The organism is Geobacter grbiciae (assembly GCF_018531165.1).
GTDB lineage: Bacteria > Desulfobacterota > Desulfuromonadia > Geobacterales > Geobacteraceae > Geobacter > Geobacter metallireducens.
This window is the reverse complement of record NZ_JAHDIW010000014.1, coordinates 71179-86065: the sequence shown is the minus strand read 5'-3', so window position 1 is coordinate 86065 and position 14887 is coordinate 71179. Positions and strand designations below refer to the sequence as shown.

The 14887-nt window shown below is 60.7% G+C and carries 14 protein-coding genes; 11 read left to right on the top strand and 3 right to left on the bottom strand.

What is annotated here, in order from left to right:
• From KJB29_RS15375 to KJB29_RS15355, 5 genes are all read left to right on the top strand, one after another.
• Window positions 1-2448: beta strand repeat-containing protein (locus tag KJB29_RS15375; protein WP_215735291.1), on the top strand; the 2448-nt coding region annotated here is incomplete at its 5' end.
• A gap of 178 nt (window positions 2449-2626) precedes the next feature.
• Complete coding sequence (locus tag KJB29_RS15370) at window positions 2627-3280, top strand: lysophospholipid acyltransferase family protein (RefSeq protein ID WP_215735290.1); 654 nt, start codon at window positions 2627-2629, stop codon at window positions 3278-3280.
• Entirely contained in the window at window positions 3264-3722 is a 459-nt protein-coding gene (gene rnhA / locus KJB29_RS15365; protein WP_215735289.1) for a ribonuclease HI, read from the top strand. The genes KJB29_RS15370 and rnhA overlap by 17 nt, the downstream gene beginning before the upstream one ends.
• The gene (locus tag KJB29_RS15360; RefSeq protein ID WP_215735288.1) at window positions 3719-4033 is read left to right on the top strand and encodes an HNH endonuclease; all 315 of its coding nucleotides are present in this window, start codon (window positions 3719-3721) and stop codon (window positions 4031-4033) included. Before rnhA ends, KJB29_RS15360 begins: the two co-directional genes overlap by 4 nt.
• 29 nt (window positions 4034-4062) lie before the next feature.
• Complete coding sequence (locus tag KJB29_RS15355) at window positions 4063-4683, top strand: HAD family hydrolase (RefSeq protein WP_215735287.1); 621 nt, start codon at window positions 4063-4065, stop codon at window positions 4681-4683.
• Between the two features lie 26 nt (window positions 4684-4709).
• Here the strand turns inward: KJB29_RS15355 and pfkA are convergent, their stop codons facing one another.
• The 3 genes from pfkA to KJB29_RS15340 are packed head-to-tail and all read right to left on the bottom strand — an operon-like array spanning window position 4710 to window position 9522.
• Entirely contained in the window at window positions 4710-5669 is a 960-nt protein-coding gene (gene pfkA, locus KJB29_RS15350; RefSeq protein WP_215735286.1) for a 6-phosphofructokinase, read from the bottom strand.
• Window positions 5666-6991 carry a replication-associated recombination protein A gene (locus KJB29_RS15345; protein WP_004514422.1) on the bottom strand — a complete coding sequence of 442 codons (1326 nt, stop codon included), beginning with the start codon at window positions 6989-6991 and terminating at the stop codon, window positions 5666-5668. Before KJB29_RS15345 ends, pfkA begins: the two co-directional genes overlap by 4 nt.
• A 14-nt stretch (window positions 6992-7005) precedes the next feature.
• Complete coding sequence (locus tag KJB29_RS15340) at window positions 7006-9522, bottom strand: glycogen/starch/alpha-glucan phosphorylase (protein WP_215735285.1); 2517 nt, start codon at window positions 9520-9522, stop codon at window positions 7006-7008.
• 140 nt (window positions 9523-9662) lie between these two features.
• Between KJB29_RS15340 and KJB29_RS15335 the strand changes: the two genes are divergently transcribed.
• The 6 genes from KJB29_RS15335 to KJB29_RS15310 all read left to right on the top strand — a co-directional run bounded on the left by KJB29_RS15335 (window position 9663) and on the right by KJB29_RS15310 (window position 14870).
• The gene (locus tag KJB29_RS15335; protein WP_215735284.1) at window positions 9663-10514 is read left to right on the top strand and encodes an NAD(+)/NADH kinase; all 852 of its coding nucleotides are present in this window, start codon (window positions 9663-9665) and stop codon (window positions 10512-10514) included.
• Window positions 10515-10592: 78 nt separating this feature from the next.
• A complete protein-coding gene (gene recN, locus KJB29_RS15330; protein ID WP_215735283.1) occupies window positions 10593-12257 on the top strand; it encodes a DNA repair protein RecN in 1665 nt (554 codons plus the stop codon).
• A gap of 33 nt (window positions 12258-12290) precedes the next feature.
• Window positions 12291-12620, top strand: coding sequence for a hypothetical protein (locus KJB29_RS15325; protein WP_215735282.1), 330 nt, complete (start codon window positions 12291-12293; stop codon window positions 12618-12620).
• Window positions 12610-13464, top strand: a complete 855-nt coding sequence (locus KJB29_RS15320; RefSeq protein WP_215735281.1) for an HDOD domain-containing protein — start codon at window positions 12610-12612, stop codon at window positions 13462-13464. Before KJB29_RS15325 ends, KJB29_RS15320 begins: the two co-directional genes overlap by 11 nt.
• Entirely contained in the window at window positions 13454-14371 is a 918-nt protein-coding gene (locus KJB29_RS15315) for a GGDEF domain-containing response regulator (RefSeq protein ID WP_215735280.1), read from the top strand. The genes KJB29_RS15320 and KJB29_RS15315 overlap by 11 nt, the downstream gene beginning before the upstream one ends.
• A gap of 49 nt (window positions 14372-14420) precedes the next feature.
• Complete coding sequence (locus tag KJB29_RS15310; RefSeq protein ID WP_215735279.1) at window positions 14421-14870, top strand: N-acetyltransferase; 450 nt, start codon at window positions 14421-14423, stop codon at window positions 14868-14870.
• The last annotated feature ends 17 nt before the right edge of the window (window positions 14871-14887 follow it).

Genomic DNA, 14887 nt, shown 5'->3' with positions numbered 1-14887 from the left:
CCCGTCGGCACTGCCCTCAGCAGCACCCAACTGAACGCCACAGCCAATACTGCCGGCAGCTTCAGCTACACCCCGGCCTCCGGGACCGTGCTGAACACCGCCGGAAACCAGACGCTGTCCGTCTCCTTCGCCCCGACTGACGCGAACTACACCAGTGCCACGGCGAGCGTGAACCTTACAGTGAACGCCGTTACCAAGCAGACTCCGATCATCACCTGGGCAACGCCGGCGGCAGTGTCTGTGGGCACGACTCTCAGTAGCACTCAGCTCAACGCCACTGCCAACGTTCCAGGTACCTTTACCTACACCCCGGCAGCCGGGACAACCCTGAACACCGCCGGCACCGTAACTCTCTCGGCCGTCTTTACTCCGACCGACACCGTCAACTACAATACGGCAACGGCAAGCGTGAATATTACAGTAAACGCCGTTACCATCAATCAGCCGCCCGTGATCACCTCGTCTCCGGTGACAACAGGATATAAGGACGGCTACTACTACTATCAGGTAGTGGCTTCTGATCCGAATGGCGACGTCGTCAGCTACTCATTGAGCACCTATCCGTCGGGTATGACCATCAACTCGACCACCGGTCTCATCTACTGGCATCCGGGGAGCACCGGCACCTATTCGGTGACGGTGAGAGCAAAGGACACTTCCGGGCTTTACGCTAGCCAGAGCTACAAAATATCCGTAGTTGATTCTTCTTCCAACAGTTCGCCGAAGATCACTTCTACGGCCGTGACAAAGGCAACCGTTGGTACGCTGTATACCTACGATGTGAATGCAACGGATTCCAATGGCGACACCGTGTACTTCAGGCTGTCATCGGCACCGTCAGGGATGACGATTGACGCGATAAGCGGTCTCATCAGCTGGACGCCGACTGAATCCCAGACCGGGTCTAAATATGTGAGTGTCAAGGCTGTCGACAGCAAGGGAGGAAGCACGTCACAGAGCTTCTATGTTAATGTCACAGCAACAGATGTTAAAGCCACACCGGTAATTACTTGGGCCACACCTTCACCGGTAACGGTAGGCACGGTTCTCTCTTCAACTCAGTTCAACGCCACAGCCAACGTACCGGGCACCTTCACCTACACCCCTGCTGCCGGGACAGCCCTGAACACCGTTGGCTCCGTAACTCTCTCCGTCACCTTCACACCGACCGATACCGTCAACTACAACACGGCAACGGCAAGCGTTATCCTCACCGTGAACGCAGTTACCAAGCAAACTCCGGTAATTACCTGGGCAACGCCGGCGGCAGTGTCGGTGGGCACGACTCTCAGTAGCACTCAGCTCAACGCCACAGCGAACGTTCCGGGCACCTTCACCTACACTCCGGCTGCCGGGACAGCCCTGAACACCGTTGGCACCGTAACTCTTTCCGCCACCTTCACGCCGACCGACACCGTCAACTACACCACGGCAACGGCGAGCGTTAACCTCACAGTGAACGCCGTTACCAAGCAGACCCCGGTCATCACCTGGGCAACGCCGGCGGCAGTGTCGGTTGGTACGACTCTCAGTAGCACTCAGCTTAACGCCACAGCGAACGTTCCGGGCACCTTCACCTACACCCCTGCTGCCGGGACAGCCCTGAACACCGCAGGCGCCGTAACTCTCTCCGCCACCTTCACACCGACCGACACCGTCAACTACAGCACGGCAACGGCGAGCGTGAGCCTCACCGTGAACGCCGTTATCACCAAGCAGCCCCCCGTGATCACATCGTCTCCGGTGACAACAGGATATAAGGACGGCTACTACTACTATCAGGTAGTGGCTTCTGATCCGAATGGTGACACTGTCAGTTACTCGTTGAGCACCTATCCGTCGGGCATGACCATCAACTCGACCACCGGTCTCATCTACTGGCGTCCGGGGGACACCGGCACCTATTCGGTAACGGTGAGAGCAAAGGACACAGCTGGTCTTTACGCAAGCCAGAGCTTCAAGATTTCCGTAGCCGACAGCTCTTCCAACAGCTCGCCGAAGATCACCTCGACGGCTGTGACCACGGCAGTCGTTGATACTTTGTACAACTATGATGTGAATGCAACGGATTCCAATGGCGACACCGTGTACTTCAGGTTGTCATCGGCACCGTCAGGGATGACGATTGACGCGATAAGCGGTCTCATCAGCTGGACGCCGACTGAATCCCAGACCGGCTCGAAATATGTGAGTGTCCAGGCGGTCGACAGCAAGGGGGGAAAAACGTCACAGAGCTTCTATATTACGGTGTTATCAGCCCCGGGATCTGCGGTGCCCCTGTCCGTCGTCAATTCGTGCGATGTCAACGGTGATGGTCTTGTAACCATCGATGATGTCAAAATGATCATTGCAGGGAGGGGGACTAACAACCTCACTCTCGATATGGACGGTGATGGTGCCGTGACGTTGCTGGATGCGCGCATTTGCTCCCCTCAAGTGAGGAACTGAGGATATGATGCTGTAAGCAAAACCCTGATTTAATCGTGTGATGGACGACGGGGAGGTGTCGCGGACGCCTCCCCGTCTCTTTTTGCCGCAACCCTTGCGGGCGCATTGGTATTCACGGTTGCCCCTGATTTCGAAAAAATGATATAAACAGTTCATTCCACATGATTCAGAGGTTTTCTTGAAGGCTTCCCTGGTTCGCCGTGTCTGGGTTACATTCTCTGCCCATGTAATCGGTTTCTATGCATCCACTCTCAACAGGTTTCGGGTTAAAGGGATTGAAAACCTGCCGAAGGATGGTGGAGTCCTGATCGCCTCCAACCACATCTCCGCCTACGAAACAATTTTCATTCCCTGGGCCGTGTTGCGTCACTATCCCCTGCAGATGGTCTGGGCTCCCGCCAAGGAAGAGCTTTTCACCAGCCGTTTTCAGCAGTGGCTCTACAGTTCGTGGGGTGCGTTTCCGGTCAAGCGGGGGCGTGACATCCGCGCCGGTAAGGTCATCAACGATCTTCTCCTGACCGAAAAGGTGATGCTCTTCCCTGAGGGAACCCGCCATAAGGACGGAGTTCTCGGCCCAGGCAACCGGGGCGTGGGCAAGATTATCTACGACACGCGTCCCACGGTGGTACCGACGGCCCTCGTGGGCCTCAATCGCTGGAAGTTTCCCGGTGTAGGCCAGGATGCCGCCATCGTATTCGGAAAACCTCTCGATTTTGCAGACCTGTATGCCCGCGAAGACAACAAGGAGACTCACCAGTTGATTGTCGGGCGGGTCATGACAGCCATAGCTGATCTTCTGAAGGCGGAAGGGGCTTATGTCAACAAGGATTGAACTTTTCTGCGACGGTGCCTGCAGCGGCAATCCGGGCGTCGGCGGCTGGGGGGGCATCCTGCGGTGTGGCGCTACGGAAAAGGAGTTATCCGGCGCCGAATGGGAGACCACCAACAACCGGATGGAGATGACCGCCGCCATCCGGGGGCTGGAGGCCCTGATGCGTCCCTGTGAGGTTGTCGTCACCACCGACTCCCAGTATCTCGTGAAGGGAATGACCGAATGGCTTCCAGGATGGATTCGGCGGGGGTGGGTCAACAGCAAGAAGGAACCGGTGCTGAACCGGGATCTCTGGGAACGGCTCCTTGAACTCTCCAAGACTCACCGGATCCAGTGGACCTGGATTCGGGGGCACAACGGCCATGCCGAGAACGAGCGCTGTGACGCCCTGGCTCGGGGGGCCATTGACGAGCTCAGAAAGAAGGGGCAGGGACGGCGGTGAACTACTTCATCGTTGAGGTGTCGGAGCAGGAGGTGAAGCGGGAGAAGGAAAAGGCCCGGGAGCTTCGCCGAAGCCAGTGGTGGAAGAACCGGATTGCCCGCGGCATCTGCCACTACTGCGGTGAAATCTTCCCGCCCGAGGAGCTCACCATGGACCACCTGGTGCCCGTCGTGCGGGGCGGCAAGAGTACCCGCGGCAACGTGGTCCCGGCCTGCAAGGAGTGCAACAACCGCAAGAAGTACCTCCTCCCCGTGGAGTGGGAGGAGTACCTGGATTCGTTGAAAAGCGAACCGTCCGACGGTGAAGGGTAACCTCCGCCAGCGGGCGGCATGGGGTAAGCGTGCGTTACAAGGCAGTAATCTACGATTGTGATGGGGTGATGTTCGACTCCTTCGAGGCGAATCTCGCCTTCTACCAGCGGATCATGGGGATGATGGGGCGCAAGCCCCTCGACCGGTCCGACGAGGAGCAGATGCGCATCCTCCATACCTATGCCAACCGGGAGGTCCTCGCTCATTTTTTCCCTGACCAGGGGGAGTGGGAAGAGGCGCTCCGCTGTGCCGGCCGGATCGACTACCGGGACCTGGTGCCTCTCATGGTCATGGAGCGGGGTTTCCGCGAAACCCTCAATGTGCTCAGGGGTCGTGTCGAGCTGGCCGTCTGCACCAACCGGTCAACCTCCATGGACACCGTCCTGGAAAGTTTCGACCTTGCTTCCTACTTCGCTCTCGTCATGACCGCCTCGAAGGTGGCCAACCCGAAACCCCACCCGGAGCCGCTTCTGCGGGTTGTTGAACACTTCGGCATCAAACCCGGCGAAGCCCTTTTCGTGGGGGACTCGGCCGTGGACTCCATGGCCGCCGAGGCCGCCGGGGTGCCTTTTGTCGCCTACAAGGCAGACCTTCCCGCCATGACGTGCATCGACCACCATGGCGATCTGGTCGCCCTTGTGCGATCCTGAACCTCTCCCCGCACTGTTCCCTAACTCTAAACCCCCAATACCTCTGCCAGCCGCAATACCTCGTCCTGGGGGCGTTTCTCGCCTTTGATGACGTCCTCCAGGGGTGTGGCGAGAATGGCATTGCAGGAAAGTCCCACCATCACCCCGGAGTTGCCGGAGATGAGGAGTTCCACCGCCCGCTTGCCGAAACGGCTTGCCAGGAGCCGATCGAAGACGGTCGGCGCGCCGCCGCGCTGGTAATGGCCCAGCACCGTGATCCGCGTCTCGAAGCCGATGGCGTCCTTGATGCTGTCGGAGATCTCCCGGGCATGGCCGGCGCCTTCGGCGAGGATGATGATGGCGTTATCGCGCCCCTCCTCGAAGCGTGCCCGGAGCTGTTGGCAGATCTCGGCCAGGTCGTATTCCCGCTCGGGAACGAGGGCGAACTCAGCGCCGGTGGCAATGGCGGAGATGCTGGCAAGATATCCCGAGTTGCGCCCCATGACCTCGATCACAAAGGCCCGTGCGTGGGAGCTGGCCGTATCCTTGATGCAGTCAACGGCGTAGATGATGTTGTTAAGGGCCGTGTCGACTCCCAGGGCCATGTCAGTGTACGGGATGTCGTTATCGATGCTGGACGGGATGCCGACCACAGGCAGCCCGAGCCGGTGCAGGGCCAGGGCGCCGGTCAGGGAGCCGTCGCCGCCGAGCACCACGAGTCCCTCGACCCCCAGCTCCTTCAGGTTGTCAATGGCCTTCTGCTGCCCCTCGGGGGTCTTGAATTCCGGCGAACGGGCCGACTGGAGGAACGTCCCTCCCCGGTGGAGGATGCCCGAAACCGCCTTGGTGTCGAGGGGGATGACATCCCCCTTCATGAGCCCCAGATATCCCTTTCTGAATCCCACCACCTCGATGTTCAGGCGGATCGCGGTCCGTACCGCCGCCCGGATGGCGGCGTTCATGCCGGAGCAGTCGCCGCCGCTCGTGAGAATGCCGATCTTTTTCATTGCTTGTTCCTCTCCTGTAAAGTCCGCAGATATTCCATCCGTTCCTTGATCGTCTTTTCGTAGCCATGCCCGCGGGGGGCGTAAAAGGTCTTCCCCCGGAGTTGTTCAGGGAGATACTCCTGGGAGACGTGCCCCCCTTCGTAGTCGTGGGCATACTTGTATCCCGCGTGGTATCCCAGATCCTTCATGAGCCGCGTGGGGGCGTTGCGGATGTGGAGGGGAACGGGGAGGGCGCCGCTCTTCCTTACCTCTGCCAGGGCCGCGTCGATTCCCGCGTAGGAGGCGTTGGACTTGGGTGCGGTGGCGAGATACGTCACCGCCTGGGCCATGATGATCCGTCCTTCGGGCATCCCCACAAGCTGGAACGCCTGAAGGGCTGCAACCGCCACTTGCAGCGCCCTCGGGTCGGCATTGCCGATATCCTCGGATGCGAGGATCACCATCCGCCTCAGGATGAAGAGGGGGTCTTCCCCCGCTTCGATCATCCGCGCCAGCCAGTAGAGGGCGCCGTCGGGGTCGCTGCCCCGCATGGACTTAATGAAGGCGGAGATGACGTTGTAGTGCTCCTCACCCCCCTTGTCGTAGAGCAGGGCCTTCTTCTGGGCCGCTTCCCGGGCCGAGTCCAGGTCGATCTCGCCGTTTTTCGCCAGTCGCGCCGCCGTTTCCAGGGTGTTGAGGGCGATCCGGGCGTCCCCCTGGGCCTGCTCCGCCATGAAAGCGAGGGCCTCGTCGGAGACGGCAAGGCTCCGGTTGCCAAGCCCCCGTTCCGGGTCGACAAGGGCACGACGCAGGATCGTTGTCACCTCTTCATCGGTCAGGGAGTTGAGGACCAGGACCTTGCAGCGGGAGAGGAGCGGCGCGATGACCTCGAACGAAGGGTTTTCGGTGGTGGCGCCGATAATGGTGAAGACTCCTTTCTCCACGTAGGGGAGGAAGGCGTCCTGCTGGGATTTGTTGAACCGGTGGATCTCGTCAACGAAGAGGATGGTGTTGCTCCCCCGGTACTTTCGCTCGTTTTCCGCCTCCTTGACGATTTCGCGGATCTCCTTCACGCCGGAGAGGATGGCGGAGAAAAAGATGAAGTGGGACTTGGTGGCGTTGGCGATGATGCGGGCCAGGGTCGTCTTGCCCGAGCCCGGGGGGCCCCAGAAGATGAGGGATGAGAGGGTGTCGGACTCGATGAGCCGACGCAGGAGTTTCCCTTCGCCCAGAAGGTGCTCCTGGCCCACGTAGTCGTCGAGGGTGCGGGGGCGCATCCGTTCGGCTAGGGGGGCATCCCTGCCGGTTTCGGTTGCGGCGGTGGCGTCGAAAAGATCGGTCATCGGTCTGATTCTGCTCAGTCGGGTATCACGTCGTGCTGGCGGTACTCCAGGACCGGGTGGACTTCAAAGGGCTCCACGTCCCAGATCTCCCGGGCGTACTCGGCGATGGTCCGGTCGCTGGAAAACTTCCCCATGCCGGCGCAGTTGAGGATCGCCTTGCGTGCCCACTGCTCCCGGTCCAGGTAGAGGCGGCTGACCTCCTCCTGACAGGCCACGTAAGAGGCATAGTCAGCGAGGAGCATGTAGTGGTCTCCCTGGTTGAGGAGGGAGTCGACAATGGGGCGGAAGAGGTCGCGGTTGGCGGGGAAGAAGTACCCCTCGGCGATCATGTCCAAAACCTTTTTCAGCTCGGGGTTGCGGCTGTAGTAATCCCTCGGGTTGTAGCCCCTGCGGCGCAGGTCCTCCACCTCGTCGGCGTTCATGCCGAAGATGAAGATGTTGTCGCGCCCCACTTCTTCCATGATCTCGATGTTGGCGCCATCGAGGGTGCCGATGGTGAGCGCTCCGTTCAGGGCGAATTTCATGTTGCCTGTCCCTGACGCCTCGGTTCCGGCGGTGGAGATCTGCTCCGAAAGGTCGGCGGCCGGGAAGATTTTTTCAGCCAGGGAAACGCTGTAGTTGGCGAGGAAGACCATCTTGAGGCGGTCCCCAACCTGGGGGTCGTTGTTGATCACATCTCCCACGGCATTGATGAGCCTGATAATCAGCTTGGCGATGGCATAGGCCGGGGCAGCCTTGCCGCTGAAGATTATCGTGCGGGGGACGAAGTCGCCGTCGGGGTTCGCCCTGATTCGGTTGTACAGGGTGATGACATGGAGCACGTTCAGCAGTTGCCGCTTGTATTCGTGGATCCGCTTCACCTGGCAGTCAAACAGGGAGTCGGCGTTCACCTGAATACAGTTGTGTTTCAGGATATACTCGGCAAGCTTATCCTTGTTGGTCCGCTTTACCTGCTGCCACTGGGCCATAAAGACCGGATCGTCGACCAGGGGACGGAGCTGGGTGAGCTTGTAGAGGTCGGTGGTCCAGCCGTTGCCGATGGTGTCGCCAATGAGGCGCGCCTGGTCCGGGTTGGCGCACTTGAGCCAGCGGCGCTGGGTGATGCCATTGGTCTTGTTGTTGAACCGCTCCGGATACATCTCGAAGAAATCCTTGAAAACGTGTTCCTTGATAATCTCCGTGTGGAGAGCCGCCACGCCGTTCACCGAGTGGCTTCCCACCACGGCCAGGTTCGCCATCCGCACCTTTCGCTCCCAGTGCTCCTCGATGAGGGACATCCGCTCCAGCTTGCCCGTGTCGCCGGGGAAGCGCGTGCGGACCGCGGTCAGGAAACGGTCGTTGATTTCGTAGATGATCTGGATGTGTCGGGGGAGAATATGCTCAAAGAACCAGACCGGCCACTTCTCCAAGGCCTCAGGGAGGATGGTGTGGTTGGTGTAGGCGAAGGTCCTGGTGGTGATATTCCAGGCGGTCTCCCAATCGAGCCGGTGGTGGTCGATGAGGACCCGCATCATCTCGGGGATGCAGAGGGCCGGATGGGTGTCGTTCAACTGGATGGCAGCCTTTTCGGGGAGACGCCGCAGGTCCTCGTGCTGTTTGTGAAAGCGGTAGATAACGTCGTGAACCGTGGCGCAGGCCAGGAAGTACTCCTGTTTGAAGCGGAGTTCCTTCCCCTCCGGCACGTTGTCGGCCGGGTAGAGGACCTTGGAGATGTTTTCGGTGAGCATTTTCTTTTCGACGGCACGGATGTAATTCCCTTCGTTGAAGAAGGAGAGGTCGAATTCCCGAGTCGACTTGGCGGTCCAGAGCCGCATGGTGTTGACGGTGTTGGTGCCGTAGCCGGGGATGGGGGTGTCGTAGGCCATGGCCATGACGTCCTCGGTGTCAATCCAGTCGAAGAGGGTATTGCCTTCGGTGTCCTTGCGCTCCACAACCCTGCCGTAGAACTTGACCGGGTGGAGGTGCTCCTGGCGGTCCATCTCCCACGGGTTTCGATAACGGAGCCAGTTGTCGGGGATTTCCACCTGGGAACCGTCAATGATGTTCTGGCGGAAAATGCCATATTCGTACCGGATGCCGTAGCCGTACCCCGGAACCCCCATGGTGGCCATGGAGTCGAGGAAACAGGCCGCAAGCCGCCCCAGTCCACCATTGCCGAGCCCTGCGTCCTGCTCCCGTTCGATGAACTCATCGAGGTCATAGCCGAGGGAGTTCATGGCCTCGCGGAATTCCGCGAGAAGCCCCAGATTCACCAGGCTGTTCTCCAGGGTCTTCCCCATGAGAAACTCCATGGATACGTAGTAAACGCGCTTGGGATCCTCGTTGTAGTAAGCCTGCTGGGTGTCGAGCCATCGCTCCACCATCCGGTCGCGGACGGCGTAGGCGAGGGCATTGAAGATGTCATGGCGGGTGGCGGAGTACTTGTCCTTGCCCAGGGTGTACTCCAGGTGCTCAAGGAAAGACTTGATGATGAGCATCATGGTGTCGAGTTCAGGGGAGCCGGATTCGGTCGGAAACGCTTCATCATTCATGGGGTCACCTCAGGGGAGGGGGGGAAACTGGGTCGTTCAGGAGAAGGCAGTACCCCTAAATGGCGGAATTTCCATTGGACATGCCCCCTGATCTATGCTAGTAAATTCCATACTTATACCACAACAACAGGGTCGGCACGATGAAAAAAATCGCCATCTTCGGCAAGGTTCATGACCCCCGTTGCCAGGGAGTGGCAGGGGAGCTGATCACTTGGCTCGAGCAGCGGGGGATCGTTCCGCTCGTTGAAGCCCATTTTGCCCGCCATCTGGGGCGACCCGGCATTGCCTCCGAAGAGATTCCCGACCTCGCTGACATGGCGGTGGTTCTGGGGGGGGACGGTACCCTCATCTCGGCCGCCCGGCTCCTGGGAGGGCGCGAAATCCCCATCCTTGGCGTGAACCTGGGAAGTCTCGGCTTTCTAACCGAGGTCACCCTGGACGAGCTTTATCCCGCCCTCGAAGCCTGCCTCGGCGGCGACTACCGGGTCTCGGAGCGGATGATGCTTGCCGCCACCGTGGAGCGGGGCGACGATATCGTCTTCTCCCACCGGGTGCTGAATGACGCGGTGATCAACAAGGGTGCCCTTGCACGGATCGTCGACATAGAGAGCCTGGTCAACGGCCACTATCTCACCACCTACAAGGCCGACGGCCTCATCATTTCGACCCCCACCGGCTCCACCGGCTACTGCCTCTCGGCCAACGGCCCCATCGTCCACCCGGACCTGGAATGCCTCACCATCACCCCCATCTGCCCCCATACCCTCACCAATCGCCCCATCGTCCTTGAGGCCAGCGCCGAGGTAACCATCAGGCTCATCTCCAAGGACGAGGATGTCTATCTCACCCTCGACGGCCAGGTGGGGATGGAGCTCAAGTGCGGCGACATCATCCGGGTGCGCCGGGCCGAGCACCGCACGCGCCTCGTCATGTCGCGGAGCAAGGATTATTTCGAGGTCCTCAGGACCAAGCTCAAGTGGGGGGAAAGATAGGGACCCGGGACCGGGGACCAGGGACCGGCAGATGCTTTTACTGGTCCCTGGTCCCTGGTCCCCAATCCCCGGTTTGCCATGCTCATCGACCTCTCCATAAGAAACCTCGCCATTATTGATACCCTCCATGTCCCGTTCCAGCCGGGGTTCACGGTCCTTACCGGCGAGACCGGCGCGGGAAAATCGATCATCATCGACGCGGTAAACCTCATCATGGGGGGGCGCGCCTCCGCCGACCTGATCCGGACCGGCGCCGAGGAGGCCACCGTAGAGGCGGTCTTTGCGCTCCCCGAAGGTACCCCCCTTGGTGCCCGCCTAGCCGAAGCGGGGATCGAGTGCGACGGCGAGCTTCTGGTGAAACGGGTCGTGTCCCGCTCGGGACGCAACCGGGTCTTCGTGGGGGGCGGTCTCTCCACCCAGGCGATTCTCGCCGACATGGCCCGGGAGCTCGTCAACATCTACGGCCAGCATGAGTCCCAGACCCTCCTGCGGGCCGACAACCACCTGACCCTCCTGGACGGTTTTGGGGGGCTTCTCCCTCTCCGGGAGGCCTATGGCGCCCTCTATGCCGATTACCGCGCTACCCTCGATCAAATCCGGGCGCTGGAGGAGGGGGAGCGGGAGGCGGCCCGGCGGCTCGATCTCCTGTCGTTCCAGGCAAGCGAGATTCGTGAGGCGGCCCTGCACCCCGGCGAGGATGCGGATCTGGAGCGGGAGCGGGGGCTCCTGGCCCACGGCGAAAAGCTCCTCTTTGCCAGCCAGGAGGCCTATGCGGCCCTCTACGGGGACGATGGTGCCGTGCTCGACCGACTGGCCGAGGTGAAGGGAAAGGTGGCCGAGATAGCCGGCATTGACGCATCCCTCGGACCGCTCATGGATTCCCTGGCGGATGCCGCCGCCCAGTTGGAAGATGCCGCCATGACCCTCAGGGATTACTCCTCGCGGGTCGAGGCCGATCCCGCCCGGCTGGAGCGGGTGGAGGAGCGGCTCGACCTGATCCGGCGGCTCAAGAAGAAATATGCCCCGACCGTGGAGGAGATCATTGCCTACGGAGAGGAGGCGGCCCGCGAGATGGAACTCCTTGAAAACCGTGAGCGAACCCGCGGTGAGCTGGACGCGGCCCTGGAGAGGCTGCGGAAGGAGCTTGCGGCAAAGGGGGGGGAGCTTTCGGCGAAGCGCCGCGCCGTGGCGAAGGAGTTGCAAAAGGCCATGGAGCGGGAGATTCACCAGCTTGCCATGAAGCACGCCCTTTTCGAGGTCGCCTTCGAGGAGTTTTCCGAGCCGCGGGCCACGGGGCTTGAGCGGGCCGAGTTTCTCTTTTCCCCCAACCCGGGGGAGGAACCGAAGCCCCTGACGAAGATCGCCTCGGGCGGGGAGCTCTCCCGGCTCATGCTGGCCCTCAAGCAGGTCCATCCGGAGAGCGACGTGCCGACGCTTGTGTTCGATGAGGTGGACACCGGCATCGGCGGCGCCACGTCGGCCCTGGTGGGGGAAAAGCTCAAGCGGGTCAGCAGGGGGCAGCAGGTCCTCTGCATAACCCATCTTCCCCAGGTGGCGGCCTTTGCCGACCACCACTACCTAGTGGAGAAGCGGGTGGAGGGGGGGCGGACCGCCACCACCGTCACCCCGTTGGAAGGGGAGGCCCGGGTGGCGGAGATGGCCCGGATGCTGGGGGGAGTCACCATCACCGACCGGACCCTGGAGCATGCCCGCGAGATGATAGCCCACGGGGCCGGGGCGTAGAAACGACCCAGCCGTTCACGGAGACGAAACCCGATGCAGACGATACCCATAGCCCTTGCCGAGCCGGAAATGGCCCTTGCCCGCGACGTGAGGCGGACCGACAATCCCCAGGCCCCACCCATCTGCGGCCGGGGGACGACCCTTACGGAATCGCTCATTGAACGGCTCAAGAACCTGGGGATCAAGTCCATAACCGTGGAGGGGCATCCGGTCGTCATCGAGGGGGAGAAGACCCTGGAGGATCTTCTGGCGGACCTGGACCACCGGTTCAGCAAGGTGGCGAACGTACCGCTCATGATGCGGCTGAAGGATATCTACCGCAAGAACATTATCCGCTCCATGGGGGGTGAAGGTGGGAAGTAAGCGCGACAAGATCCTCGACATCATCCGGGATACGAACTCGCTCCCAACTCTTCCCGGCGTTGTGTCGCGGCTTCAGGCCCTGTCCGAAAACCGCAAGTCTACCATCGAGGAGATGGCCCGCCTGGTATCCTCGGACCAGATATTGTCGGCCCGGGTGCTGCGGCTTGTCAATTCTCCGTCCTACGGTTTCTACCGGGTTTCCACCATCTCTAACGCCCTCATTCTCCTGGGGGTGAATGTCATCAAGAGTCTCGCCCTTAGCTCTTCCATCTTCGAGATTATGGAAAAGACCATCGTCGGGCTGTGGGAGCACTCCCTGGGGGCCGGCGTGGCGGCAAATATCATCGCCAGGCACCTGAAGCTTCCCGAGGTCGAGGAAATCTCCACCGCGGCCCTTCTCCACGACATCGGCAAGGTGATTATCAAGGAGAAGTGCGCCGAGGATTATGAGCGTATCTGTAACATGGTGGAGCGTGACGGCATTCCCATGCTTGAAGCCGAACGGCAGGTGCTCCAGACCGACCACGCCGAGGTCGGGGAGTGGCTGGTGCACAACTGGTATCTTCCCAATAAGTTGAGCGAGCCGGTGGCCTGCCACCATGACGTGGCCAACGCCCAGCACCACAAGATGAAGACCGCCGTGGTGCATCTGGCCGACGTGCTCGTCAAGGCGAGCGGTTTCGGCTTCAGTTGCGAAGCCTATGTACCCCGCATCCAGCCCACGGCCTGGGAGTGGCTCGGCATGACCGAGGACGACCTTGCCGCCATTGTGGAAGAGCTTGAGGACAGGCTGGTGGAAGTCAAAAACTTCAGCCTGGAGATACAGTCCACCGATGAGAACTAATCTGAGGATCATCGTCGTCACCAGCCCCAACGGCGGGGATGGGAGCCTCGAACTGCGCCTTCAGAGCAAGGGGTACCAGGTGGTCACCCTTGATAATCCTCCCAGTGTCATGGGGCTCATCTACTCCGACCCCCCCGACGTGGTGCTCATGGACCTGGCGACCCCCGACCAGACGCTTCTCGGCATTATCCGCAGTTTGAAGGATGATTTCTTCTTCTCCACCATCCCTGTCATAGGGATGATCCCCGAATGGGCTGCCGAAGGGTTCGACTGGGAGGAATATCCCCTCGACGATTTCGTCACTACCCCACTCAGTTACCGGGATCTCTTCACCCGGATTGCCCTGTCGCTGCGGCGCCTCAGGCGGGTCTTCGACAACAATCCCCTGACGAGGCTCCCCGGCAACACCTCCATCCAGCGCGCCATCGAGCATGCGGTGGGAAAGCCCATGGGGGTCTGTTACGTGGACCTCAACCACTTCAAACAGTACAATGACGTCTATGGCTTCGCCCACGGCGACGAGGTGATCCGGATGGTTGCCCGCATCATCGCCAATGCCGTCAAGGAGGCGGGTGAGGGGTTTGCGGGCCACATAGGCGGCGACGATTTCGTCTTCATCGTGCCCCTCGAGCAGGCTGAGGCCGTGTCGGAGCGGATCATAGCCAACTTCACCGCCGTCGTTTCCGAGCTCTTCAACGAGGAGGAGAAGGCGCGGGGATTCTACGTTGCCCACGACCGCAAGGGGAACGAGGAACGGGTGCCCCTCATGGGGGTCGCCATCTCCATTGTTCCCATGGATTCGCCGAAGATCGGCCACTACGCCAAGGTGGCCGAGGTGGCGGCGGAACTGAAAAAGATGGCCAAGAAATCCCACAGAAGCTGTTATGTTATGGATCGGCGTAAATAGCCATTTAACGCAGGACCATCCCATCCACACCACAGAAGGAGACCCACCCATGCTCCGCAAGGCCCAGATAGGTGACGTCAAGAACATCCAGAAGCTCCTCACCCACTTCGCCAGTCAGGGGGACATGCTCTCCCGTTCCCTGTCGGAGCTCTACGAGTCGATCCGTGATTTCTATGTGTGGGAGGAAGGGGGGGAGATCGTCGGCACCGCCGCTCTCCACATCATCTGGGAAGACCTGGCAGAGATCCGTTCCGTGGCCGTGGCGGAGGAGACGGGGCGGAAGGGGATCGGTACCCAGGTCGTGAACGCCTGCATCGACGAGGCCCGCCAACTGGGGCTCAAGCGGGTTTTCTGCCTCACCTACAAGCCCAATTTCTTCGGCAAGTTCGGGATGCGGATCGTGGACAAGTCGGAGCTTCCCCACAAGGTGTGGGGTGATTGCATGAAGTGCGTGAAATTCCCCGACTGCGACGAGATCGCAATGATCCTGGACCTGTGATTGTTTGATGACCGCAG